General features: G+C 64.8%; 10 protein-coding genes. 3 read left to right on the plus strand and 7 right to left on the minus strand.

Going from position 1 to position 26,746, the window contains the following annotated elements; translation table 11 throughout:
• The first annotated feature begins 13 nt into the window (after positions 1-13).
• The 3 genes from atpG to AC6H0W_RS03225 are packed head-to-tail and all read left to right on the plus strand — an operon-like array spanning position 14 to position 2,787.
• The gene (gene atpG / locus AC6H0W_RS03215) at positions 14-883 is read left to right on the plus strand and encodes a F0F1 ATP synthase subunit gamma (protein WP_497575674.1); all 870 of its coding nucleotides are present in this window, start codon (positions 14-16) and stop codon (positions 881-883) included.
• Positions 884-910: 27 nt separating this feature from the next.
• Positions 911-2,308: a F0F1 ATP synthase subunit beta gene (gene atpD, locus AC6H0W_RS03220; protein ID WP_497575675.1), complete on the plus strand. Its 1,398-nt coding sequence runs from the start codon at positions 911-913 to the stop codon at positions 2,306-2,308.
• Positions 2,309-2,361: 53 nt separating this feature from the next.
• A complete protein-coding gene (locus tag AC6H0W_RS03225; RefSeq protein ID WP_497575676.1) occupies positions 2,362-2,787 on the plus strand; it encodes a F0F1 ATP synthase subunit epsilon in 426 nt (141 codons plus the stop codon).
• Positions 2,788-2,860: 73 nt separating this feature from the next.
• Here the strand turns inward: AC6H0W_RS03225 and AC6H0W_RS03230 are convergent, their stop codons facing one another.
• The 7 genes from AC6H0W_RS03230 to AC6H0W_RS03260 form a co-directional block, all read right to left on the minus strand.
• Positions 2,861-3,475: a ubiquinone biosynthesis accessory factor UbiJ gene (locus AC6H0W_RS03230; protein ID WP_497575677.1), complete on the minus strand. Its 615-nt coding sequence runs from the start codon at positions 3,473-3,475 to the stop codon at positions 2,861-2,863.
• A 32-nt stretch (positions 3,476-3,507) separates the two neighbouring features.
• Entirely contained in the window at positions 3,508-4,362 is an 855-nt protein-coding gene (locus AC6H0W_RS03235) for a Tim44 domain-containing protein (RefSeq protein WP_497575678.1), read from the minus strand.
• Positions 4,363-4,433: 71 nt separating this feature from the next.
• Positions 4,434-5,171: a bifunctional demethylmenaquinone methyltransferase/2-methoxy-6-polyprenyl-1,4-benzoquinol methylase UbiE gene (ubiE, locus tag AC6H0W_RS03240; protein WP_497575679.1), complete on the minus strand. Its 738-nt coding sequence runs from the start codon at positions 5,169-5,171 to the stop codon at positions 4,434-4,436.
• A gap of 4 nt (positions 5,172-5,175) precedes the next feature.
• The gene (locus AC6H0W_RS03245) at positions 5,176-5,637 is read right to left on the minus strand and encodes a gamma-butyrobetaine hydroxylase family protein (RefSeq protein ID WP_497576184.1); all 462 of its coding nucleotides are present in this window, start codon (positions 5,635-5,637) and stop codon (positions 5,176-5,178) included.
• A 72-nt stretch (positions 5,638-5,709) separates the two neighbouring features.
• The gene (locus AC6H0W_RS03250; protein WP_497575680.1) at positions 5,710-6,435 is read right to left on the minus strand and encodes a SapC family protein; all 726 of its coding nucleotides are present in this window, start codon (positions 6,433-6,435) and stop codon (positions 5,710-5,712) included.
• 34 nt (positions 6,436-6,469) lie between these two features.
• Complete coding sequence (locus AC6H0W_RS03255; protein WP_497575681.1) at positions 6,470-8,134, minus strand: ShlB/FhaC/HecB family hemolysin secretion/activation protein; 1,665 nt, start codon at positions 8,132-8,134, stop codon at positions 6,470-6,472.
• A 2-nt stretch (positions 8,135-8,136) separates the two neighbouring features.
• Complete coding sequence (locus AC6H0W_RS03260; protein ID WP_497575682.1) at positions 8,137-26,460, minus strand: leukotoxin LktA family filamentous adhesin; 18,324 nt, start codon at positions 26,458-26,460, stop codon at positions 8,137-8,139.
• Positions 26,461-26,746: the final 286 nt, after the last annotated feature.

The raw sequence follows: 26,746 nt of genomic DNA on the forward strand, positions 1-26,746 counted from the left end.
GAGGGAGGCGTAAATGGCAAGCGGTAAGGAAATCCGGACCAAGATCAAGAGCGTGCAAAACACGCGCAAGATCACCAAGGCGATGGAGATGGTCGCTGCATCCAAAATGCGCAAGGCGCAGGAACGGATGCGGCAGGCCCGCCCCTACGCCGAGAAGATCCGTCAGCTCGCCGCCAATCTGTCGCAGGCGAGCGTGTCGGACTATCCGCACCCGTTCGTCGTCCGCAAGGCCGAAGGCAAGAAGATCGGCCTGATCATCGTGACGTCCGACAAGGGGCTGTGTGGTGGCTTGAACACCAACATCCAGCGCATCGTCGTGAATGCGATGAAAGAGTGGGAAGGCAGCGGCGCGAGCGACATCCGGGTGTGCTGCATCGGCAACAAGGGCTTCGGCTTCATGCAGCGAATCGGCGCGCAGGTTGTGTCGCACGTCGTTCAACTCGGCGATACGCCTCACCTCGACAAGATCATCGGCCCGATCAAGGTCGTGCTGGATGCGTTCCGTGACGAGGAGCTCGACACCGTCTTCATCGCATACACCCGCTTCGTGAACACCATGAAGCAGGAGCCGGTGCTGGAACAGCTTCTGCCGGTCACCGGCGACAAGCTCGGCACGCCGGAAGCTTCGTGGGATTACCTCTACGAGCCCGCGCCGGAAGTGGTGGTCGACGAGCTTTTGCTGCGTTACGTCGAAACCCTGATCTATCAGGGCGTGGTCGAGAACATGGCGTCCGAACAGAGTGCGCGGATGGTGGCGATGAAGGCCGCCTCCGACAACGCCAAGAACGTGATCGGCGAACTGCAACTGGTCTACAACAAGACCCGTCAGGCAGCGATCACCAAGGAACTGTCGGAAATCGTCGGCGGCGCAGCCGCGGTCTAACGGAATATTGCTTTTAAGGAAATGACGATGAGTCAAGGTACGATTGTTCAGTGTATCGGCGCCGTGGTGGATATTCAGTTCCCGCGCGAGTCGATGCCCAAGGTTTACAACGCGCTCAAGCTCGAAGACACCAGCAACCCGGTGGTGGAAGCGGGCCTGACCTTCGAAGTGCAGCAGCAGATCGGTGACGGCGTGGTGCGTACCATTGCCCTCGGCTCCACGGACGGTCTGCGCCGCGGCATGGCCGTGTCGGACACCGGTAGCCAGATTTCGGTGCCGGTCGGTGAAGGCACGCTGGGTCGCATCATGGACGTGCTCGGCCGTCCGATCGACGAAGCTGGCGAGATCCAGGCCGATGAGCGCCGCCCGATCCACGCCAAGGCCCCGAAGTTCGACGAGCTGTCCCCGTCGGTCGAATTGCTCGAAACCGGCATCAAGGTTATCGATCTGATCTGCCCGTTCGCCAAGGGCGGCAAGGTCGGCCTGTTCGGTGGCGCCGGTGTCGGCAAGACCGTCAACATGATGGAACTGATCAACAACATCGCCAAGCAGCACTCGGGCCTGTCGGTGTTTGCCGGTGTGGGCGAGCGTACCCGTGAGGGCAACGACTTCTACCACGAGATGAAGGACTCCAACGTTCTCGACAAAGTCGCGATGGTGTTCGGTCAGATGAACGAGCCCCCGGGCAACCGTCTGCGCGTGGCGCTGACCGGCCTGACCATGGCCGAGCGTTTCCGTGACGATGGCCGCGACATCCTGTTCTTCGTCGACAACATCTACCGCTACACGCTGGCCGGTACCGAAGTATCCGCACTGCTCGGCCGTATGCCTTCGGCAGTGGGCTACCAGCCGACGCTGGCTGACGAAATGGGCCGTCTGCAGGAGCGCATCACCTCGACCAAGGTGGGCTCGATCACCTCGATCCAGGCGGTGTATGTTCCCGCGGATGACTTGACCGACCCGTCGCCGGCAACCACCTTCCTCCACCTCGACTCCACCGTCGTGCTGTCGCGTGACATCGCCGCTCTGGGTATCTACCCGGCCGTCGATCCGCTCGATTCCACCAGCCGTCAGCTGGATCCGCTGGTCGTGGGCGAAGAGCATTACGGCGTTGCCCGTCAGGTTCAGCAGACCCTGCAGCGCTACAAGGAACTGCGCGACATCATCGCAATTCTGGGCATGGACGAGCTGTCGCCGGAAGACAAGCTGGCCGTTGGCCGTGCGCGCAAAATCCAGCGCTTCCTGTCGCAGCCCTTCCACGTGGCCGAAGTCTTTACCGGTTCGCCGGGCAAGTACGTGCCGCTGAAAGACACGATCGCGGGCTTCAAGATGATCGTGAGCGGCGAGTGCGATCACCTGCCGGAGCAGGCTTTCTACATGGTCGGCAGTATCGAAGAGGCCATGGAAAAAGCCAAGAAACTCTGATGTGCGATGCGGCGGGGAGCCCCCGCCGCACTGCCGGAACATAAGGACAACCCATGGCCATGACTGTTCACGTCGACGTCGTCAGCGCTGAAGAGCAACTCTTCTCCGGTTTGGCGGAGTTCGTTGCCCTGCCTGGCGAAGATGGCGAGCTTGGCATCCTGCCGGGTCACATGCCCCTGCTGACTCGCATCCGTCCGGGTGCGGTCCGCGTCAAGCTGCCGAACCAGGAAGGCGAAGAGCTGATTTTCGTTGCCGGTGGTCTGCTTGAGGTTCAGCCGGGTCTGGTGACCGTGCTGGCTGACACGGCGATTCGTGGCGCTGATCTCGACGAAGCGAAAGCCGTCGAAGCCAAGCGCCTTGCCGAAGAAGCATTGCAGAACCGTACCGGTCAAGTCGATTACGCCAAGGCTCAGGCCGAGCTGATGGAAGCAATCGCCCAGATCGCAGCGATCCAGCGTATGAAAAAGCGCGGTCACTGAGATCGGTGCAAATCATGAAAAGGGCAACCGCTTGCGGTTGCCCTTTTTGTTTGCTCCTACCCTTCGGCCGTATTCAGTGCTTTCTGGAGTATGGCTTCTTTGCGATCGTGCCTGCACCGATGCGCTGAGTGCGTTTCTCGAGGCGCGCGAGCTGATCGCGCAATTGGCTGACTTCTTGGGAGAAGGCATCGTGCTCGGGGCGCGCAAGAACCCAGCCACTCTCTTCACGCAGGTACTCGGAGAGATTGCCGGTCAGGCCTTCGAGCGCGCGGCTCTGTGCCTGGTGAAGATCGCGTGCGCCGCTCGCCAGGCGATGGGCCGGGATGTCGCCGATCACGCGGGCCAGATCGTCTTCCACGTCCCATGAAAGGTTGCGGAAAACGAACCCGATGACTTCCGCGAACTCGGCATTGCCCGAAATACGCACGCGGTTCATCAGCTTGTCCATTCCGCCGGCAAGCATCAACGGCAGCTCGGTCAGCGCAAGACTCAAGACCACAGCTGGTTCAGCGTCGTTCTCGAGGCTCGTCAGCAGCCCCTGGTCATCGATTGTCAGATCGAGCTTGAGGGGCGAGGCTTCGATACGAAACGACTGGCCCGCAAACGCCTGGAAGCGCTCCGTCGCCCAAGGCGAGCGGGCCAGTACGTGATTGACGGTAGCGGAGAAGCCTTGTGCGATGAGATTCATGGCCGATGGCGTGTCCGCTTACCCGTTGAAGATCAATGCGCCTGCTGAACGCCGGCGATGAGCCAGCCGCGCGAGCCGCTCTTGTCCTTCACGAGATACCAGATCTCGTCGAAGGCAATCGGCGCTGCGCCGCTTTCTTCACGGATCAAGCCGTTGAAGCGAACGCTGACGATGTAGCGACCGTCTTCCTCGGCCACTTCAAGCACCTCGCCGTCCAGATCCAGCACGTCCGTGCGTTGGCCCGCAGCAGGCGGGAAATCGCTGTGTTGCATGCGGATTTCGGCGAACACCTCAGGCGTCGTGAACTCGCGAATGTCGTCCAGGTTGCCCTCATCGTTGGCCGTTTGCAGGCGGATGAAGTTGAGCTTGGCCTGCCGCATGAAGCTGGCTTCATCGAGTTCCGAGCGGAGGTCGTTGCCTGCCGCGTTGGGCGCCGTTGCGCCGCCGCCGACTTCCGACATGGATGCCGGCGCACCAAAGGCGCCCGGCGCGTTGCCGGCGTACTGCATGCTCTGTGCGCTGGCGTTGCTGCCGGCGGAAGAGCGACGCGTCAGCATGCGGAACAACATGATGCCGGCAAAGGCGAGCAAGGCCAGCATCACGAACGATGCGAAGCCTTCACCCAGGCCGAGGTGCGAGAACAGGGCTACCAGACCGATCCCTGCAGCCAGACCGGCAATGGGGCCCAACCACGAGCGCGAGGGGGCTGCTGCAGCTGGTGCTTGACGGGCAGGTGTGCTGGCGGCCTGGCGAGGCGCTTGCGGGGGAGCGGCCTGACGTTGCATGCCAAAGCTGCTGCCACCGCCGAAGCGACGCGCTTCAGCGTCCGGCACCATTACGCCGAACGTGAATACGGCTGCAATCAGTGTGATGAAAAGGTGCTTCATGTGAGTGTGTGCTCCTCTTGTAAGTGCCGGTCTTCGCCGGCCTGTCGTGGCGCGCCGTGAGGGCGCGCTGCTCAAATCTTGAAACCGCGGTGCAACGCGACCACGCCGCCGGTCATGTTGTAGTAGTCGACCCGACTCAGGCCAGCTTGTTCCATCATGGCCTTCAGTTCGTCCTGGCCTGGGTGCATGCGGATGGATTCGGCGAGGTAGCGGTAGCTGTCGGCGTCCTTCGCCACCTTCTCCCCCATCCACGGGAGAATCTTGAACGAATAGAAATCGTAGACCGGCGCGAGCGGCTTCCAGACCTTGGAGAACTCGAGCACAAGCAGGCGACCGCCAGGGCGCAGCACGCGGGTCATCTCGGCCAGCGCAACATCCTTGTGGGTCATGTTGCGCAGACCGAAGGCCACCGTGACGCAGTCGAAATGGTTCGAGGGAAACGGCAGTTTTTCGGCGTCGCACTGCGCAACCGGCAGCACCAAGCCCTTGTCGACGACGCGGTCCCGGCCGACCGACAACATGGCGTGGTTGATATCGGTCAGCCACACTTGGCCACTCTTGCCGACGCGCTTGGCGAAAGCGAGGGACAGATCCGCGGTGCCGCCGGCTACATCAAGCACACGCGAGCCTTCACGAACACCGGCAAGCTGGATGGCGAATGTTTTCCATAGACGGTGCAGGCCCATCGACATCAGATCGTTCATGACGTCGTAGCGGCTTGCCACCGACGAGAACACCTGGGCGACCTTATGGCGTTTTTCGCCTTCGGCTACGGTCTCGAAGCCGAAGTGTGTGTTGGGTTCACTCATGGCTTCAGTGCTTGTGCGAGCCGCAGCCACCGCCACCCGACGAGCCGCATCCGCCTGAACCACAGCTGCCGCCGGCAGCAGGGGGCTGGGCTGCGGGGTCACGGCTGCCACCGGCCTCGTCGAGCTTGTCGAGGTATTCCTGCCACAGTTCGTCATGGCGGATACCCAACTCATAGAGGTAGTCCCACGAATACAGGCCGCTGTCGTGACCATCCGAAAAGCGCGGGCGGATGGCGTAGTTGCCGACGGGGTCGATGGCGGTTACGTCGACATCGCGTTTGCCAAGCTGAAGGACTTCCTGCCCGGGGCCGTGGCCGCGTACTTCCGCAGAGGGCGAATAGACGCGCAAGAATTCGAAGGGCAACTGGAAGGTGCGCCCGTCTTCAAAGCCGATTTCGAGCTTTTTCGACTGGCGATGCACGGTGATGCCGGTGGGCATCGGGGTATGGGTATCGAGGCCGGCCATGATGTTGATCTCGCAAAAGACGCTGCTCAAACACCAATCATACCCGACCGGCGTGAGAGCAGCGCCCGAGGATCAAGCCAGCGCGGCGACCCGGTTTTGCAGTTGCGAGAGATTGCCAAGCGCGAGCAGGTGCGCATATACCCACGGCCAGTACCCTGCGCGGTGGAACTCGAGCACCGTTTCGTCGCTCAGGCCGGCCAGTCTGGACTCGTCGATGATGCGAAAGCCCTTGAGCAGGAAGCTGCGCCCTTGAGCGTCGGTGAGTTGCATGTCACGCGCGATCAGCAGCTCAAGCTCTTCGAGACGCTTGGTGAATGCCGCGGTGCGTTCCATTTCCTTGAGGAAACCCTGCAGGAAGGCAATGGCATCCTTCAGCAGGCCGGTTTCCTTGCCCTCTTCGTCAAACAGCGCTTCACCTTCCTTCTTGCCGAAGCCGGCGTATTTGTCGTCGATGCAGACGGTGTAGTCGCCTTCGCTGGAGGTGCGTGCCAACACGAACGGGTAGCGGCGGACGAATGCCGGTACGTACGTGCCAGCGGCCCACTGGCCCTTGTCATCCACGAACAGGTTCGATGCCGGCGCCAGGCCCAGCAGCGCTACCGGCGCCGGATCGCCCTCCGAGCCGGAGAAGAGGATCGGGTAGGTGGCGGAGGCTTGCGCGAATTCGACGGCAGCCAGGGGTACGAAGCTGGCTTCTTTCGCGAACGAGCAATCGCCACCGGTTTGCTTCAGGCGCAGCGCGCGATGCTTCTCGCGGTTCAGCGGGGTCACGTTCTCGTAGAACATCAGTTGCGACATGAATACTCCTTGATTGTGCTGCAAAGGCTCAGCGTCAGAAGCTGGCCATCAGTTGGAAGTGCACCTGGTGACGGCGCGATTCGTTGTCCACGCGGTTGAAACCATAACCGAAGGTCAGCCGCGAAGAGATGTGCTCACCCAGCGAGGCATTGACGCCGAAGCCGGCGCTTGCGAGCCGGTCGTGCTTCGACAGCGTCGAGCCGGGCGGGCGGTACGGCGTAACCTGGCCGTGGTCGGCAAACACGAAGCCCGACAGCGACAGCGGCGGAACGCCGGGCTGGATGTGCAGCGTTTGCACCGGCTGATGGAGTTCGAGGTTGGCGACGAAACCACGGTCGCCCGCGTAGCTGCCCATGGGGTAGCCACGCACGGTGTACTCGCCGCCGATCATGAATTGCTCGCTGGACGGCACAAGACGGTTCGGCGAATGCTGCACGTTCAGTCCGCCTCGCAGGGACCAGCCATCGGCCAGATTCTGGAAGCGGCGCAGGGAGCCGCGGCCGACCGTGTAATTGTTGCGGGGTGCGCCCTTGGCCCGACCGGACGTGATGATGTAGCTGCCCAACCAGAAGCCGCTGTCGTCGGCCGACTGAAATTCGAGGCCGGCGCTGGCGTCGCTGGTGCGGGTGGTCTGCAGAAAGACGCCGCTGATCCAGTTGGATGACTTGCGTTTCTTGGCGCCGAGCACCATATCGACGCGCGAACGCTCGCCGAAGTGGATGGGCTGACGCAGGTTCAGCACCGTGCCGTCGGAGCGGCCGGTGAGGTCGAGCGAGGCCAGTTCGCCTCGTTTCACGGCAATGCGATCCTTGTAGTGCGTGAGGCTCAAGCGCCCGCCCGAATGGTTGACCGGAATGCTGTAGCCAACGGAGTAGCTCTCCTGACCGACCGAGCGGCTGCCGGACAGCGACAGCTCGTCACGAAAGCCCAGCAGGCTGCGGTTCTGGTACATCAGGCCGGTACGCCATTTCCCCGTGCTTTCGCTACCGCTGTTGTCGTAGGTCATGCGCAAGGCGTGACGCGGCGGCTCTTGCACGGCGAGCAGCAGATCGGTGGTGGCGAAGGCGTTGCCGGGTTTAAGTTCGGCACGCAATTGCACGTCGTTGCTGCGGTTGAAGCGAATCAGGTCTTGCTCAAGCAACGGCAGGTCGACCAGGTCACCGGGTTGCTGGGCAAGGCGGCCGGTTATGTAGCCCGGGCGGGTCGAGTCGTTGCCGTCAAGGCGGATCTCGCCCAGTCGGCCCTCGACCAGCCGGATCACCACCACGCCGCCGGACACGTCTTGCGCGGGCAACACGGCCTGGGCAGTGACTACGCGCTTGGCCTGATAGAGCGCATTGATGCGCTGGACCAACTCCTGCAGATCGCCGAAGCGCAACTGCCGGCCTTCATACGGCGCCGCCAGCTCGGCCAACTCCTGCGCCGAGAGGATTTCGGACGGCGTGAAGCGAATTTCCCGGACCATGAACAACGGGCCCTGATCTTCGCCGCTCTGCACCGCAGGTGCTTCGGGCGCCTGATCACCCAGCGGGTTGGTGATCGGCGTGCGTTGCAGCTGTTCCAGCTGGCGTTGCCGTTCGGCTTCGTCGATGCGTTGTTGCTGGAGCGCACCGGGGTCGACCGAGGGAGGAACGACAAACTGGGCCAAGGCCGGAGTGGCCGCGAACGCCGCGGCCAGCGTCAGAAGCGATGCTTTCATCTTTACTCGCAGGAGGTTTCCGAGGATGCCTCCTCGCATGTTTCAGCATCTTCATCGAGCGACACCGGGCTGCCGCTGAAGGCGACCAGCTCGGGGAACGACGGTGCTTCCGGCGGCGGGCCGGACGGGGCGCTTGCCAACAACACGGACAAGGCACGTTCCGTCGACTCGACGCTGCTCAGGTTGAAGCGGTCCGGCGTCACCGTCTGGTGGTCCGGGCTGCGTCCGATCACGAAGCTGTCGGTGTCGATCAGGTTGCGGCTCAGCCCCAGCGTGAAGCTGCGCCCTTCCGGGTACAGCTGCACGTCGTAGCCCTGCAGCGTGCGGCTGTCCTGATCAACCAGCATGCGTGTCTGCGCGTTGGTGATGGTGGCGCGGTTGCCCACGAACAGACTGTCGATCCACAGATCACCCAGCAACATGTCGATGGAACCGCGGCGCATGCGCACGGCGTCGAAACTGAAGCCGGAAGTCGAGGAGAGATCAACGTCGATGTTGGAAGCCACGGCTCCGCCGTAGCCCGTCATCGATCCGCCGATTGGCGCCAGGCCCGTGCCCCAGATGGTGGCATTGATCTGGTTCGCGTGCAGGAAGGCATCCGTTGCGACCGTGACGTTTGCAACATGCAGATTGCCGGCGATGCTGTGCAGCTCGACCTTGTCGGTGCGGCTGGTGATCGAATTGCCGGTGATGTCGCGCCCTGCGGTGATCTCAACAGCTTCCTGCGCATCGATGGTGCCGATATCGATCGAGTCGGCCACGAACAAATTGAGGCCACCGCCGGTTGAGGCGTTCAGGTGCAGAACATCGATGTCCAGCGCGTTGCCGGTGCCGATGGAGCCGCCAGCGTCCAGCGTCAGGGTGGCCTCAGGTGCGGCTTTGGCGACGATGTCCATGCGCGTGTCACCACCGTCCAGAATGTCACCACCACTGGTGATGTGCACCGCATCCAGCGTGCCGTTGCCGGTTTCGATGCCGGTGATGGTGGCATCGCCGTCGGTTTCGATCGCAATGGTGCCGGTGTCGGAACGCAGGCGCGCCGCGTCGGTGCCGTCGTCCTGCATCAGCAGTTCGTTGGCGCGCAGTTGCACGCCGCCGACAACCGAATGTACGTCGGCGAATTGCGACAGCGTCATCTGGCCGCCGGCCGCCAGGCTGATCGGCCCGGGCCCGGAAACCACACCGTTGATCAGCATCGATGTGGCGGAACTGAGCCCTACGGCATCGCCCGACTGTACCGAGGCAATATTGAAATGCTCGCCCGTCGGGCCGTTCAGATACACGCCCTGGCCGACCGCCTGCGTGGTGGCGGTGATGGCGCCGTCGGCATTCACGCCCACTTCAAGGGCGTTGGTGGCGGTGCCGATCGAGCCATTGGTGGAGCTCAGATAGACGTTGCGGGCGCGGATGTTGTTTTCCGCCAGAACGGTCGAGCCATCGTTCTGGAAGTCGAGGATCGAGCCGCTTGCATCCAGACGGATGTCATGGCGCGAGTACATGGTGTCCACGTTCAGGTCGCTGTCGGCCTCGATCCAGATGTCGCCGGCCGCACGCGCGATGATTCCCTTGTTTGAGGTGATGTTCACCTTCAGGGCCTTCTCGACTTCGCCGTCTTCATCCGGCGTGCTACCGATGCCGCCATTGGCCGCTTCGAGAATGAGACTGTTGGCTGTGACGTTCGCGCCAGACGGGTCGGACGCTGCGTTGATCAGCGAGCCAGAGGTCTTGATGCGGCTATCGCCCGTGGCGTTGATCTGGTCGATGCGGATATCGTGCTCCGAGCCGAGGAAGACCAGCCCGCCTGAGCTGGCGTTGATGGCGCCCGTGCCGACGGTGACGTTGACCGGGCGCGGCTGAACCAGACGGATGATGTTGCCGTCCAGTGTCGCATCGCCGCGCTCAGCGGCTGCCAGGGCGGCACGTTGCGCCGCCGTCAGTGTGTCGAGCCCGGCGGACAGGTCGATCTCCAGCTCGGGGTTGTACGAACCGATGTCACCTCCGGCAATCAGCTCGATATTGCGGCCGACGATGTTCGCATCCTTGATGGTCGTGACGGTGTCGGTGATGTTCTTGAGCAGACCGGCGCCCACCGACAGGATCAGTTGCGCGTCGGACCACGAGGCGCCCTTGCGGATGGCGGCCTCTTCGTCGCCGCTGGCTGCGTAGCGGAAGCCCTCCTGGTAGCCATCGGTGAAGCTTCCGACCTCGCCGTGCAGCTGGTGGTACTGCGCCGTACGGTTGGCTTCGAAGTCGCTGATGTTGTCGGCGGTCATGCCCGCGGCGGTCAGTGCAGCCCGTTCGGCCGTCGAGGCGTTGTACGCGAAGCCTTCGTCGTAGGCGACGCCACCGTCTTCCTGCAGCGCGCGCAGTTGCCAGTACAACGCGTAGTTGTTGGATTTGCCGTTCTCGAAGGCTTCGACGGCCTCGTCGGCTTTTTCGACTGCACCATCGCCACGCAGACGCAGCGAATCCCACAGATCGGCCAGCTCTGCTTCGGTACGGGTGTCGGTGGTCTCGAACGGGTTGTTGTCGATGGCGCTGCCGCTGGTCTGGATGCGCACATCACCAGCCTGCGACTCCACTGCAACCAGCAACAGATCGCCTGTAAAGACGCCGCCCTTGTCGACGTTCTGCAGGTCAATGTCACCTCGGGCGGTCGCTTTCAGGCCGTACTTGTGCCAGTCGGCCTGATTCACGCTGTAGCCGGTGCTGACCTGAAGCGGCGAATCGCCGGCGAGGTCGCCGATCTTGCCGTTCTCGGCCAGCAGCTGCACGCGGTGGCCCTGGATCAGCGAATTGCCATCCGCTGCCAGCAGGTCGCGCGCGCTGGTGACGATGGCCTGCGACACACCGGCGCCGCCGATGGTACCGACCCTCAGATCGCCCACCATTTGCTGAACATTCACGATGTCGCTGGCCGATACCGCGTCGAGCACGCCCTTTGCATTCACCTGCAGCGACTGGTTGGCGGTACCGATGCCGCTGGAGGCGTTCAGCGCGATGTCCTGGCCACTGACGATCGCCAGATCGTCACTGCGCGTGATCGAGCCACCGCTGGAGGTGATCGTGGTGTCGCCTTCGCGGTTGGTCACCGAGCCGTTGATGACTACGTTGCCGACCGAGCTGACATCGATCTTGCCTTGGTCGAATCCGATGTACTCGATGCCGATGGCGTAATCGGCGCGCACGGTGTCGGTGGTGGTGGTCTTGCTGCCTTCGGCGATGGTGAATTCCTGGTAGTGCGTGGCCTGTGCGCACAGCGTCCACCAGTTGCAGTTTTTCCAGCTGCGACCTTTGGTCAGCACCGAGTCGGTGACCGTGGTTTGCGTGTTGCTGGTGTAGTGATTGGTGGAGTCGCTGTCACGCACGAGGAATTCGCCCGCCAGCAGCGGGTTGTTGCTCTGCGACAGCGATGCGATACGGTGTTCATCAAGATTGATGCTGCCCATCAGGGATTCGAGACCGAACCAGCCTTTGCGTGAGTAGCGGTAGAAGTCGACTTTTTCCTGGTTGTAGCCCACCGAGACCGAATAACGCATGCCGGCTTCGGGGTTGTAGAAGTAGCCGTCACGGGCAGCGCCTTCGCCACGTGTGAAGGTCTGCGTCTGAATGGCGGCTGAACCATCGGCCTGGATAACGATGTTCGAGATGTTGATCTCGCCCTGCACCCCCCGGCCGCTGTCCAGCGCATTGACCCACAGCGTGCGGTCGGTCTGGTTGTCGATCTTGATCTGACCATAGCCATCGAGCACGCGCAGCTTGGCACCGCCCTGATTGTTGGTGTTGAAGATTTCGCCGAACAGCTCGATGTAACCGCCCTGCACCTGCACGCCGGACAGCTCCAGGCGATCTTCCTTGGCGTTGTAGCGCACGCCCACCTGTTCCCAGTTGCCCTGCACGTTGCCGGCCAGACCGTCGACCGTGGCGCCGGAGACCGCGTAGTACTCGGCGCCTTGGGCGGACTGTTCCAGCGCCGACAGGCTGTTGTAGTGCGCCCGTGCCGCCTCGAAGGAGCTGCCGCCGCCCGGTACCTGCACGGTGGCGGTGTCGGGGATGCGCACGCCCCATTCCGAGATGCCGCTCTGGATGGTGCCGTTGATGTTCAGGTAACGCGCCGCGATGATCACGCTGCCGTTGGCGACGATGCCGGACGTGGCGGTTTCCGCTGAATAATCGATGCTCGACACGTTGTCGGGGAACGCCAGCTCGGTATCCCCCGGCGTGACCGGCAGCGGCGTGCCGGCTGTGTGGAAGAAGGAGTCCGTGTAGCTCTGCACGAAGTCGCCGTTGCTGGCCTTGATGCGGATTTCGTCGGCGCGAATGTTGGCCGTCTCGGGCAGGATGTTGCCGTTGGCATCCCGCTTCTGTTCAAGGCGGATGCTGCCTGCGGCGCTGTCGATGTTCACCAGGCCGCGCAGGTTGCTGATATCGCCTTGCAGGATGATGTCCGGTGCCGCGATGTTGGCGCCGGCCGAGCCCAGGTCGAGCGGGTTGAAGTGGCTCTTGACGACGATCTGCGGGCGGTCGTCGGCGTTCGGTTGATCGGCGGCGGTGAAGAGGTCGAACGCAGCGCCGCCATTGCGGTTGATGGTGTTGATGTCGGCGTTGTTCTCGACATCGATGCTGTTGAAGTACACCCGGCCGCCGACATCCGGCGGAATCGTCAGGCTGTTCAGCACCAGGAAGTTGCTGCTGTAGTTCTCGATGCGAATCTCGGCATCGCCCGGTGCATTCAGTTCGCCGCTGCCGGACAGGTTGTCCGCACGCACGTAGATGTTGCCGAGGCGTGCCACGGCATCATCCACCGTCATGAAGGTCGCTGTCGGGCCGGCCATCGGGTTGCGGTCGAGGTCGTCCAGCTCGGCGGTGAGTTCGTTGATCCGGTCGTTCAGGCGGGTGCTGTTGCCGTTGAGTTCGGCGATTTCGCTTTCGTTCGCCGAAATGACTGTGTTGTTGCTGGAAATCAGCTGGTTGTTCGACGAGATATGACCGTTGGCAGTGCTGATCAGGCCATTCAGACGTGCCACTTCGGAGTCGTAGTTGTCCGCCTCGTCATCCAGGTCAGCAATTTCGCCTTCCCAGCCGGTGATTTGGTTGCGGTAGCCGGTGTTGCTGTTCTCGTACTGCGTGTTCTGGTTTTCAAGCGTCGTGTTCGCGCTCGAGAGCTGCGAGCTTTGCTCGTCGTAGCCGTCACGCGTGCTCCCCATGGCCGTGAGTGCGTCCATGGCGGCATCGTATTCGCTGATGCCGGGCACGCCCGAGAAGCCGAACGTGCCGTCTTCCCCGCGCGGGAAGCCCAGCCCTTCCAGCTTGCGCTCGAGGAAGCGGATTTCCGAACGGTAGGCCGCGACGGCAATCGAGGCGTCGGTGTTGTCGTGCCCCGCACCTAGGTTGTAGTTCTGGATCAGCTCTTCCAGTTCGGCAATGCGCTTGAGGATGTCTTCCGCGATGGCGCGGAATTCGGTCTTGATGACCGCCATGCCATCGGAGCTGGTGACGTTGCCGTTGCTGTCGATTTCCAGCCATTGCTTGCGATGGATGCCGACGCTGACGTCGCCATTCACCACCACGTCGGCGTTCTGGTTGGTGATCGAGCGGCCGGTGCGCGTCTCGAAGGAAACGTCACCGCCACCGAAGGCGTTGCTGATGGCGCTGGCGGCTGCGGCCAGCGCTTCACGCCACAGATCCTTGCCGATGCCCACGCCCGATGCCGTGGCCGAGCCCTTCTCGGCGTACAGCATGACGTGGCGCACCGCGCCGACGTCCGCGCCGTCGGCGATGTTGATGCGGCTCTGCGTGTTGATGATGGCATCGGCCACCGGGTCGCGGTTCACCGGGATGGCCGTGTTGTTGAACACGTCGGAGCGGGCAGTGCTGGAGATGACATTGCCTGCGCCGTCCGAGTTGGCCCCGGCAGACAGGCGAATGTCATTCAGCGACGTGATGTTCGCGCTGCCGATCTCCACGCCATTGTTCGCGTTGAAGCGCGCGACGCTCTCGCCGTACGGTGCCACGCCTACCGCGCCCCAGACGTCGACCGCAGTCTGCGCATGCAGCGTGGCCAGCGAGCGGGCACCCATGCGGATGTCGCCGACGCCGTACAACTCTGCGCCATTGCCGACCTGAATGGTGGCGTTGTTGGTATCCGCCTTGATCAACGACGCGCCAGTCGCTGCTGACACCGCGCCGCCCGAGGCCATCTTGACCTTGTCGCTGGCTTCGACACGGTTCGAGGCGTCGAGCTTGAAGTTGCCGGGGTTGAAGCGGTCGCCGGATTGCGTCAGGTGCGCATTCGCGCCGACGCGGGTCAGGGCGTGCGTGGTGATGGTGGTCGAGCTTTCTGCCGCCGGCACGTCGATCAGGCCGCCGGAGCTGGAGTTCACGTTCCATTCCGGCACATCGATGTTCGAGCCGGCGAGCTTGGCACCTGCCGGATTGCGTTTGTACATCGCGTTGGCCGCGTTGATCACGATGTTGTCGGCTTCGGCACGGGCTGAGGCGCCCAGGTGTGCCTCCGTGTGGGCCGAGGCAAAGTTGCTTGCCTTGGCACCGCTCACGCCCACCAGCGATGCGTTGGTGTTGCGCATCCAGCTGTTGAATTCGCTGGTCTGCTGGGCATTGATCAGCAGCGTGCCGACATCGATGTTGCGTGTGCTGTTGCCACTGCCGATGCGTGCGTAAGTGCGGCTCGTGGTGGAGGTCGAAGCTTCCGAGAACGGTGCCGACACCAGGCCGCCGCTGCCGGCGATGCCGTGGGCGTGGTTGGTGCTGTTGCCCGAGGCAGAAACTTCCAGGCTGCCGGCGGTTACCTTCACCAGATTGCCCAGTTCGGCTTCGGTCAGCGTGTCCGACTCGGCATGTGCGAAGTTGGCACCGATAGCCACCAGGCCACCGGAGAAGCCCGCTACGTCCGACAACTGCGAATTGAGGTTGAGCGCGGCGACCTTCACCGCGCCGGCCGTATTGAGGGTGCTGCCATTGCCGATCATTGCCTTGACGATGCCGGTGTTCCTGGCTTCCGACCACGTGGCGTTGGCGCCCAGCAGCAGACCGCCGGAAGCGCCGGTGGCCGAGGCAAACGCCGAGCGGCCACTGCCGGGCAGAGACTGCTTGGCCTGCACGGTGATGTTGCCGGCGTCGATGCTGGTGTTCGAGCCGACAGATGCCGTGACCACAGGGGCAACCTCTGCCTCGGCAATTGAAGCGCCGAGGCCGACCCCGGCGCTGACGTTGATGCCCAGCGACTCCGCACGTGCTGCAACGGCGGCGTCGGCCTGCACCGTAAGCGCATTGCTGACGTCGATGTCGCCGCCCGTACCGATGCTGGCGGTGACCGTGGGCTTGATGGTGGCTGTGGCCACGGTGCCGCTGGCCGCCAGACCCAGGCCGCCTTTGGCGGCGCGCGCCTGGGCGGTTGCGGCGTGATTGGCGGACGCATCCACCGTGACGCCGCCCACGACATCGGCTCCCGCGCCGATCTCCGCGTTGTTGCCGATGGAGGCCTGCGTGGTGCCGCTGATGGTCGTCGTCGAAACCGATGCGCCGGCCGCAACCGCACCGACGCTGACCCCCGTGGTTTCGGCGTGTAGGGTGCGATCATCGTCCGCCGTGACGGTGACGAGCTGCGCGCGCTCCACGCTTGCATCGTCCTGGATTTCGGCGATGACCGAACCGTTCGAATGCAGCACGGCCACGGCCGCATCGATTGCGACGATGCCGCCGGTGCCGGCGATGCTCAGTGCATTGATGTTCTCGACCAGTTGGGCATTCACGCCAAAGGTGCCGGCGTTGCCGGCCGACACCGTGACGCCGTCATGCACGCTGGCGAGGTTGTTGTTCATGAAGTTGGCCACGCCAACCCCTGCGCCCAAGCCCACCGCGCCGATGGCCAGCGCGCCCGTGGTCATGTCGAAATCGACGAATTCGCGGGCATTGACGGTGACGTTGCGGCCGGCACTGAGGGTCGCGTTCTCGCCGACGAATGCGGCGTTGCCCGAAGGCAGGTCGCGGCTTTCGTTGGCCGTGAAGCGGCTGCTTACGCCAGTGCCGTCACGCGCCGTGCGCACCTTGGCGCTGGCATTGCGAACGTTGTCGTCGTCGTAGTCGGCCAGGAAGCTGTCGGTGATGCTCGAGTCGGTGGCTTGCTGGTCGGCGTAAGCGCCGGCAGAGTCGCCATCATCGGTATCCAGTCGGCCGCGCGAATCGCCATCCAGTGCGCCGCCAACCGAATACACACCGATGCCGGCGGCAATCGCGGCGACACCGCCTGCAGCGCTCACCACATAGGTTTCGATGTCCTTGTTCGACAAGGCGCTGACATCGACATCACGCGCGGCATTGATCACGGCGTTGTCGCCGATGAAGGCGGTGCTGTCGTTGCGGATCACGCCGACATCCACTGCACCGGCGATGCCCGCTGCGCCGACGCCCAAGGCACCGGTCACGTTGAACAGGCTCAGATCATTGCGCGCGGTGACGTTGACGTCCTGTGCGGCATTGGCGCTGCCACCGTTGGTATTCACGCGTACGCCGTTGCCCAGATACGCCAGGGTGTCGGAATCGATGGTGGCCACCGAAACCGCGCCCGCCAGCCCCACGTACAACCCGGCACCGCCGGCCGCAGCAGCGGTGAAAAGATCTTCGCTCGACAATGCCTGCACGCGCAGGCCACGCAGGCTCTCGGTGGCATTGAAGCCGGTGCCGGAGAAGCCCGTGAGGTTGGAGGTGTTCTGGCCGCGTGCATCGACAGTGGCGTTGTTGCCCACCCACGCGCGGGTGTCCTTGTCGATGATGGTCACGCCTACGCCGGCACCTGCTCCGCCCCCGGCGATGCCGACGCCCACGCCGCCCACGATCAGCGTGGTGGCAGTGTCGTCACTTGCATTGACGGCCACGTTGCCGTCGGCATTCACCGTGGCGCCGTTGCCGATCCACGCCCAGGTTTCATTGTCGAAGTGCAGCACCGAGACGCTGCCGGCCACGCCCACCGTGCCCGAGGCGCCAAGGCTGGTACTGACCGACACCACTTCCTGAGCGGAGGAGGCCTGGACGCTTACGTCCTTGCGAGCATTGACCGTCGAGCTGTTGCCGATTGAGGCATGCGTGTCATGGCTCATCACCGACACGTCCGCACCCACGCCAACACCGACCGTACCGGCCACGGACAAAGCGCCCGCCACGCCGAGGTGGAAGGAATCGTTACCGGCCGCGACCAGCACCGATTGCCCGGCGCCCGCGCCGGTGTTGTCTTCGTTGACTTTGGTGTTATTGCCGATGGAAGCCGATGTGGTGGTGTTGTGTATCCCCACTTCGCCGGACAGCGTCACGGCGGCAGTGCCGGCTGCCGCGCCGGTGACGGCGAAGCCTTTGACGGAATCCTGGTTGACCGCGGTCACCGCCAGGCCCTGCAGGCTGGTGGTCTGGCTCGTGGCGCCGCGAGATTTCTGCAGTGCTTCGCTGCCGCCGCTGAGGTCGTCTTCACCGTTGCTCGGCGTCACGCCTGGCGCGGCGACTTCGCCTTCACCGGCTGCCGCGTTGGTGTAGTTCACGGTGAACTCGCCGGTCTCTACCGTCGCGGCGGTGGCGTTGCCGAGTGCCGTCACGCTGGCGTTGTCGCCGATCCAGGCGAGCGTGGTCTTGTCGATCACGGCCACTGCTGCGCCTGCGCCGACCGCTGCGGTGCCGCCTGCAGTTGCCGCGCCGGCGACCAGATTGAGGTCACTGGAGCCGCCCGCCGCGATGACGATGTTGCCGTTCGAATGCAGTTCGGTACCGTCGTCTGCCCACGCTTGCGTGTCCGTGGTCAGCACCACCACCGAGGCCGAGCCCTGTACGCCGGCCGTGCCGCCTGCCGCGAAGCCTACGCCGTTGGAGCGGATGGTTTCGTGCGAATCGGCCAGCACGCCGATGTTCTGCGCGGCGCGCACGACGCTGTCCTGCCCGATCCACGCCTTGGTGTTCTTGTCGACAACGACGATGTCGGCTGCGCCACCTACACCGGCCGTGCCGCCGACGCTCACTGTGCCGACGATGGAGAACAGGTCGGTGGTCGAGTCGGCGCTCACGCGCACGGACTGCGCTGCCAGCGGCGCGGTGGCGTTGAAGAGGGTGTTGTCGCCGATGGAGGCTTCGGTGACGGGCGTGAAGATGTTGGTGGCGGCCGAGGCGGCCACACCGACCTTGCCGCCGCCGGCACCGCCGACGACCACCGACAACACGTCGACCGACGATTCGGCGTCGATGCTCGCCGCGCCGGCCACCGAGATAGTGCCGTCGTCACCGATGGAAGCACGTGTCTCATTGTCGACGATGTTCACGCCGGCCGAGACGCCCACACCCGCAGTGCCGCCCACGCCGGCCACGCCGGCTACGTTGAGGGCCTCAAAGGCGTTTGAGGCCGAGAGCGTCAGCGTGCCATTGGAATTCAGCGCGACGTTGTTGCCAATGCTTGCTTCCACCAGATTCTGCGAGTGGATGACGTTGGCCACCCCGGCGATGCCGGCTTTGCCTGCCAGCCCGGCACTGGCGCCGATGACGGCCAGATCCATGCTGGACAGCGCATTCAGCGAGACACTGCCGGCCTGCAGCACCTGCACGTCGTCGGCCAGCCACGCTCGTGTGACGCCGTCGTTGGCGATGCTGGCGCTGGCCAGACCCACGCCGACTTTCTTGGATGCGGCGACCCCGCCGGCGAAGGCCTTGGCGGTGGTTTCATTGGAAGCCGTCAGGTCCAGCGCGCCAGTGGTGCGCAGCGTGGAGCCTTCACCTACCCAGGCTTGCGTGGTGTCGTCGAAAATATTCACCGAGAACGCGCCGCTCAGGGCCACGTTGCCGGCTGCCGCGCCGGCGATGGCCTCGGTGTAGTAGTTGTTCTGGCCCAGCAGAACCTGCAGGTTGGCCTCAGTGAAGCGGTTCTGCAGGCCGTCGAGCTCCCAGTTGAAGCTGACCGGGCCATTGATTTCGTGGTTGCGTGCCGCCACCGCCAGACTGTTGGCGGTCACGTCGGCGCCACGACCGAGCGAAGCCTGATATTCGTTTTCGGCAACCAGCACCGCCACCGAAGCACCCACGCCGACCTTGCCGGACGTCGCTACGCTCCAGGCCTTGGCCGAGAGTTTGCTGGTGTTGTCGGCGGTGATGCGGATGTCGCCCGCATCGGAAACCGTCACGTTGTCGCCGACTGAGGCCTGCGTGCTGCCGTCGGACAGCACCAGCGCCAAGGCGCCGGCCACGCTGACTTTCTCGGAGCCGGCACCGGCCACGCCTTCTGCCGCCAGCTTGTTGGCGAAGCCCGCAGCGGTGTTCTGCTTGGATTCGGCCTGCACGGCAATGTCGCCGGCCTTGACGATCGTCGTGCCGTTGCCGATGGACGCTTCCGTGTCGTTGTTGAGGATGGCGATGCCGACCCCCACGCCGATGCCGACGGCCGCGCCGCTGGTGAGCTTGGTGATGTCGATGGCGTCGCCCAGGCCGCGCGCGCTGAAGTCGCTGCTGTTGGTGGCGCTGACCGTCAGATCGCCACCCACGTCGAGCGTGCGGTTGGCAGCAATGCTGGCGCTGGCATCGTCGTCGATGACCAGCACGCCGGCTGCCGCTGCGGCATTGAGTTTGCCGCCACCGCCGCCGGCACTGCCGCCCGCGCTGTCGTTCTCTGCCTTGGAGGCGACGTCCGTGCCGCGCTGCTGTTGAGCTTCGGTTTTCTTCAGGGTGCTGGTCGACGAGGCCTTGTCCTTCTCGGACTGGCTCATTTCGTCTTCGGACTTGCTGCCCCCTGCGCTGGCTTTGGCCACCGCTTCGTAAGTGCGCGTGGCGCCGGCACGTACGGTGAGATCGCCGCCAGCCGTCAGGTTGCTGTCGAGCGCGGCGCGCGTGCTGGTGTTGCTGAGGATGATGGCGGCCGATGCGCCGATGCCGACCTTGTCGGATTTGACGTCGCCGGTGGCGGTCGCGGTATGCGTGCCCGATGAGACGGCCGAAATTTCGACATCGCCGTCGGCGGTGATGCTGCTGCCCGATGCGATGACGGCCTCGGTCTGCAGTTTCAGGTCGGACATGGCGACCACTGCATCGATGGCCACGCTGCCGGCAGCACCGGCCTCTGCGGTGGCGGTGGTGTCGCTCTGGGCCGCGGCACTCACGCGCAGGTCGTTGGCGTCGCCCAGCGTCACGCCGGAGCCGATGCGGGCGCGAGTGATTTCCTCGCCGAAGAGGTTCAGCGCCACCGAGGCGCCGACACCCACTTTACCGCCGGTGGCCGGTTGGTCCGGCAGGGCGCTGGCGGTGGTCTTGGTGGCCGTATCGGCACTTACCACGACGTTGCCGCCGTCGGCGTCGATCGTCACGCCGTCACAGATCTCGGCGGTGTTGCGCACATCCACCAGGTTCAGCGCCAGCGCACCGGCGATGCCCACTTTGCCACCGGCCGCGCCGGCCTTGGCCGAGGCGTCGATGGTATTGACCTTGTCGCCGGCCACTTCGGTCATGAAGCTGCGCACCGTTAGGCCATTGGCGGTGATGTTGGCGTTGTTGCCGATCCACGCGTGCGTGTCGGCATTGATGCTGTTGATGGCCACGCCCGCGCCCACGCCGACCATGGCGGTGCTGCCGGCCGAACTGCCGTCGGCGCTGGTCTTGGCGTCGGTGTTGCCGGAGGCTTCAACCGTCAGGCCCTGGTCGGCGGTGATGGTCAGACCGTCGCCGATGGAGGCTTCGCTGCGCACGTCGGCCGCCGTCACACCCACCGCTGCCGCCACGCTGACCTTGCCTTCGCTGGTCTGAGCCGAGCCCGGCTTCTGTGTCTTGGTGGAACTGTCGGTGCGCTGCTTCGATTGGCCGAAGCTGGCTTGTTTATCGACTTCCTGATCGACACCGTCATCCGGCGTGTCGTCGGCGGCGCCGGTTTTCTTCTCGGCCTTGCCACCCTTGGCGCTGGCGGTGGCTTTGGTGTCGGACGACTGCGAGGTGTAGGCGGCGAAACGCACGCTGCCGTCGGCCTCGAGGCTGCGCGCGGTGGTGGCCAGCGCGCTGTCGTTGGTGACCGCAACGGCCACGGCGATGCCGATGGCGGCGGTCTCGCCCTTGCTGGAGCCTTTGGCTTCGGTGATGTTGGTACTGCTGTGAGTGGCTTCGACGATGACATTGCCGGACACGTCGAGCGCATTGCCGCTGCCCAGACGTGCAATCGTCTGGTTGTCGACAACGCTGACCGCAGCCACTGGCGTGAGCGAAATGCCGCCCGCCGAGCCGGCTTCGGCCTTGGTCGTGGCGGCGTACTTGCCGGAGGCCTGGACAGTGAGATCGTTGCCGCCCGTCAATGTGGCGCCGTCACGCAGTTCGGCACGGGTTTCGTTGGAAACCACGTTGACCGCCACCGATGCGCCGATGCCCACTTTCCCGTTGCTTGCGGAACCCGCGTCTTCGGCCGGCAGCGCCTGTGCGGTGCTGGCGGTGTCGCTGGCTGCGCTGAGCACCACATCGCCGTTGCCGGCGTTGATGTTCGCGCCGGAAGACACTTCCGCGATGCTGCGCTGGTCGATGATGTTCAGCGCCACCGAGCCGGCGATGCCGATCTTGCCCGAGCCACCACCCGACTTCGCTTCGGACTCGAAGGTGTTGGTGGTGTCACCGCCCTTGTCGGTCATGGAGGTTTGCACCGTCACGCCGTTGGAGGTGATGGTGGCATTGCCGATCCAGGCATGCGTATCGGCGTTGATGCTGTTGATCGCCACGCCCGCGCCGATGCCGACCATCGCCGTGCTGCCTGCTGCGCTGCCGTCTGCAGTCGTCTTGGCGTCGGTGTTGCCCGAGGCTTCAACCGTCACGGCCTGGCCGGCCACGATGGTCACGCCGTCGGCGATGTAGGCCTCGCTCGAAACGTCCGAAGCCGTGACGCCCACGGCAGCCGCCACGCTGACCTTGCCTTCGCTGGTCTGGGCGGATTCCGGCGTCTTGCTCTTGGTGGTGCTGGTGTCGCGCTGTTTGGTCTGGCCGAAGCTCGCCTGCTTGCTGATTTCCTTGTCCACGCCGTCATCCGGCGTGTCGTCGGCCGCGCCGCTTTCCTTCTCTTCCTTGCCGCCCTTGGCGCTGGCGGTGGCACTGGTGGTCGAGCTTTGCGACATCAGCGAGGCAAAGCGCATGCTGCCGTCGGCGGTGATGTCGCGCTCAGTGGTGGCCAGTGCGCTGTCGTTGGCCACCGAGACCGCCACGGCGATGCCGACGGCGGCCTTTTCGCCCTTGCTGGAGCCCTTGGCGGTGGTGGTGTTCTGGCTGTCGTGCGTGGCCTGGACGGTCACGTTGCCGTCCAGATTCAGGCCGTCGCCGGTGCCCAGGCGGGCGATGGTCAGGTTGTCGATCACGCTCACGGCGGCCACTGGCGTAACCGATACGCCACCTTCCGAGCCGGCTTCGGCCTCGGTGGTCGAAGCGTAGTCGCCCGCAGCCGTGACGACGAGATGATTGCCGCCGGTCAGTTTGGCGCCGTCGGTCAGCTCGGCACGGCTTTCGTTGGACACCACATTGACAGCCACCGAAGCGCCGATGCCGAGTGTGGAGCCGACCGTGGTGACGTCTTCGGCCGGCAGCGCGCGTACGGTGCTGGTGGTGGCGTTGTCGGCGCTCAGAGTCACGTCGCCTTGGCCGGCGTCCACCTCGGCGGTTTCCGACAGCGAAGCCACGCTGCGCGTATCGATGACGTTCAGCGCCAGCGAGCCGGCTACGCCGACCTTGCCCGAACCGGCGCCGGAGCTGGCCTGCGATGCGAAGGTGTTGGTGGTGTCCCCGCCCTTGTCGGTCATGCCGGCTTCAAGGCTGAGGCCTTGCACAGCATGCGTGCCGGCGCCCAGATAGGCGACGGTATTTGCAGTGGCCGTGTTGATGGCCACGGCTGCGCCGATGCCCACGGCCGAGTCGCCCACTGCGCTGCCGTCGGCGGTGGCAGAGGCGTCGGTGTTGTTCGTGGCGGACAGCGTCAGCGCACCGCTGTTGGCCTGGATGTTCGCGCCGTCGAGCACGGCTGCGTGCGCTTCGGACTCGGCCACGTTGACCGCCACGGCGGCCGCTACGCTGACCTTGCTGGTGCTGCCGTTTTCGCCGGCGGTTTCGGCCGAGGCGGGAGCCTGACCATCGTTCTTGCCGGAAGCTTGGCGACCCTTGCCGACGGCGAGTTGCTTGCCGACTTCCTGGTCGACCCCATCGTTCTGCGTGTCGCCGCTGGTGTCGTTCTTGCCGCCTTTGGCGCTGGCCTTGGCGTAGCTCGACGACGTGGCGTCGCCGTGGGCGGCGAACCCGATGTTGCCCCCGGCGGTGATGCTGCGCGCGGTCGTGGCGCTGACGGCGTCGCTGACTACGGTGACGGCTACGGCCGCGCCGATGGCCGCCTTCTCACCGGCTACATCGGCCGTGGCGGACGTGCTGGTGGTGCCGGAATGCGTGGCGTTGAGCGAAACGTTGCCGCCGGCCTCAAGCACGGCACCGCTGCCGATGCGTGCTGCCGTGGCGTTATCCACCACGGCCACCGCGACGACCGGCGTCAGCCCGATGCCGCCTGCCGCGCCGGCTTCGGCGCTGACCGCGGTGGCATGCTTGCCGGTGCTTTGCAGCGTGATGTTGCCGGCATCGTTCAAAACCGCCCCGTCGGCGATTTCAGCCAGGGTGTCGTTGGTGGCGGTGTGTACGGCGACCGATGCCCCGATGCCGACCTTGTCACCCGTGGCGCCGCCGTTGAGCGGCGCAGCCGTGGTTTCCGTGTCGCTTTCGTTGCGTGCCGACACGCGCAGCGGGCCGAGTGCAATCGAGCCGCCCGGTGCCGAGCCGCCGAAGCCATAGCGGGCCGTGCTGCGGTTCTCGATGACGGTAACGGCCAACGAGCCGGCTACGCCGACGTTGCTTGCGCCGGCACCCGAGCGGGCCTCGGTGTGGAAGCGGTTGATGTCGCTGCCTGCGGGCAGGTCGGCCTCAATGTTCAGGGACGCGGCGCTGACGCGTTGATACACGCCGGCCTGATTGAGCGAATCGACCAGATTGATGGCCACGCCGGCGCCCACGCCGGTGCCGCCATCGACGCTGCTGCCGTCAGCCAGCACGTCGGCTTGATTGAGCGAATGGCTGCGCACATCGACCGCACCCGAAGAAGTCAGTGTCTCACTGGAAGACAGCGAGGCTTCGGTGCGGCTGGTGAGGTCGCTGACTGCGACGGCGGCGGCGACGGTGACGCCACCGTCTGAGGTCGAGGCTTCGTTCTGGTAATCGGCCAGGGCTTCTTCGGTTTTGCTGGTGCCGGCGCCCTTGCCGTTGGCACCCGCGGCCGAGGCGGTGGCGCTGACCACGACGCGGTTGATCGATTCGGCAAAGACATTCACCGAGGCAGCCGAGGTCACGCGGGCGTTCTCGCTGATGGCTGCGCGCGTGGTGGTGTCGACTACGGCAACCGAAACGGTACCGCCGACGGCGGTCGAGCCGCCGGCCGAAGCGTTGGTGACGGCTTCGACATCCACCGTGTTGGTGGCGGTCACATCCAATGCGCCGGTGGCGCTCGCCGTGCTCTGGCCGCGCAGGTCCGAGGTGGCGCGACTGTCGACGACCACCACTGCTACGCCGGCATCGCCCGCGTGCGTGCCGAAGTCCGGCAGGCCGGGTTTGACGGTGGCCTTCACCGTCGAACTGGCGGCCAGGCGCGTGTCGCCACCGCTGCTGAGGTTCGACGTGCCGCGCACATCCACGCCCGCCACGGATTCAACATCCACCGTGCCCAGCGGCACGTTGGTGGGGGTGGTGACATCGACGTTCGTCTGAGCGCTCAGCGTCAGGTCTTCGCTGGCTTCCAGCGTGCTGGAGACCACGTCGATCTGTGCCGAGACGGTTTTGGTGACCAGCGGGGACACGCTGCTGACGTGACTGGAGCTGGCTTCGAGCGTGACGTTGCGGCCACGCACGGTGGCGTTGTTCAGGCTGATCGATGTGCGCGTGCCGGAGAGCACATCCAGTTCGCCGCCGTTCTTTTTGGCCGTGAGCAGCACGTCGCCGCCGGCATGGCCGTCGGTGCCGTGCGCGAGGATGGCCGAACCGGAATTCAGGATGATCTCGGGCGCTTCGATGGTGATGTTGCCCGAAGCGCCGGTCGAGGCGTCGTTGCGGTGCGCGGCAGCGGTGGAGTCGGCCACGCTGCGGCTGGAGATCGTGACGCCCTCGGCGACGGTGATGCGGTCGTCGGCCAGCAGGTGCAGGTTGGCGGTGTTGGCCGTGCCGCCGGCCGGCAGGGTGCCGTAGCCGCCCGCGCCGCGCAGGATGTCGGCGCTGACGATGATGTGGCTGGGGTCGATCAGGATGTTGCCGGCCGCGCCGTTGTGACCGTCGGCGCGGAATTCGCCACCGGCCAGTTCGACCGTGTCCTTGGCGCTGAACTCGATGAAACCGCCGTTGCCCGAATCGCCGGCGGAGGCATCCACGAGGGCGCCGGCATGCGCTACCGCGATGCCATCGGCCCACATGTCCACCACGCCGCCGGACGAGGCCGCGCCGACGCCACGGGCGCTGACCTGGGCGCCGTCGAGCAACTCGATGTTGCCGCCGGCCACGACGGAAACCAGGCCGCCCTTGATGCCGGCCGAGCCGTCGGCCGACACGGTGCCGGAAATACGCACATCGTGATCGGCGACGATTTCGATGCGGCCCTCGCGTTCGACTACGCGCGTGGCCGAGGCGAGGCCGTTGGCATTGACGACATCGGTGAACGCCGGCTCGGTGTTCACGAAACGCGAGCCGCTGAAGATGGCACCGCCGACGTTGATCGCGCCGGCCGAAAGGGCCACGTCGCCGATCGCATTCACCTTGCCGTCGATGGTGATCACGCCCAGGGCGTTGCGCGGCGCCTTGCCGCCCAGCAGCAGCGCGGTCGAAGCGTCATCGGGGTTGCCGAGGCCATCGAAGAAGTTGTCGATGAAGCTGTGGGTGGGCGTCGACACGTGCAGGCTGCCGACGTTGACCACGCCACCGGCGCTGACGATGAAGCCGTGCGGGTTGGCAAAGTAAACGTTGCCACCGATCTTGCCGTCACGGATGGCATTGAGCATGCCATCGATGGTGGTGCGTCCGTCACGCACCAGGTTGATCAGGTTGGTGGTGTTGTTCGCCAGATGAAGGTTGGCGACCTGACCGCTGCCGACGTTGAAGTGGCTGAAGGAGTTGAAGCCGTTCGCGCCACGCACCGTCGAGGTGTGGATGTCCACGACGCCGGGCGCGCTATGGATCACCTGGGTTTGCGTGCGGCCGTCGGTGACGATGCCCGGGTTGGCCAGCGCGTTGCCACCGGCCATGCCAAAGGCGATCAGCACCGACCACGTCAGATGCGTGGGGCGAGAGCGCAGACGCCGGAATGGCGCCCTTCTGGGTTGTGCGTGAGTGCGTTGCTGGGCGCGGAGCCCACTGGATGATCGCTTGGTCATTGCACAGCCCCTGGGCTCTAAGGCGCCTGGCGTGCAACACTCCGAGTAGCCGGAGTTTCCCCAGACGCAAACGCGCCCCCCAATCGATGCTGGGCGGCGCGGCGTAAAATGTAAGTGAAATTTGCCACTGCGATCATGCCATAAGGGTTATCCCGGCTTGATCGCTAAGTGCGAA

This window comes from Pseudazoarcus sp. NS20, from assembly GCF_059703745.1.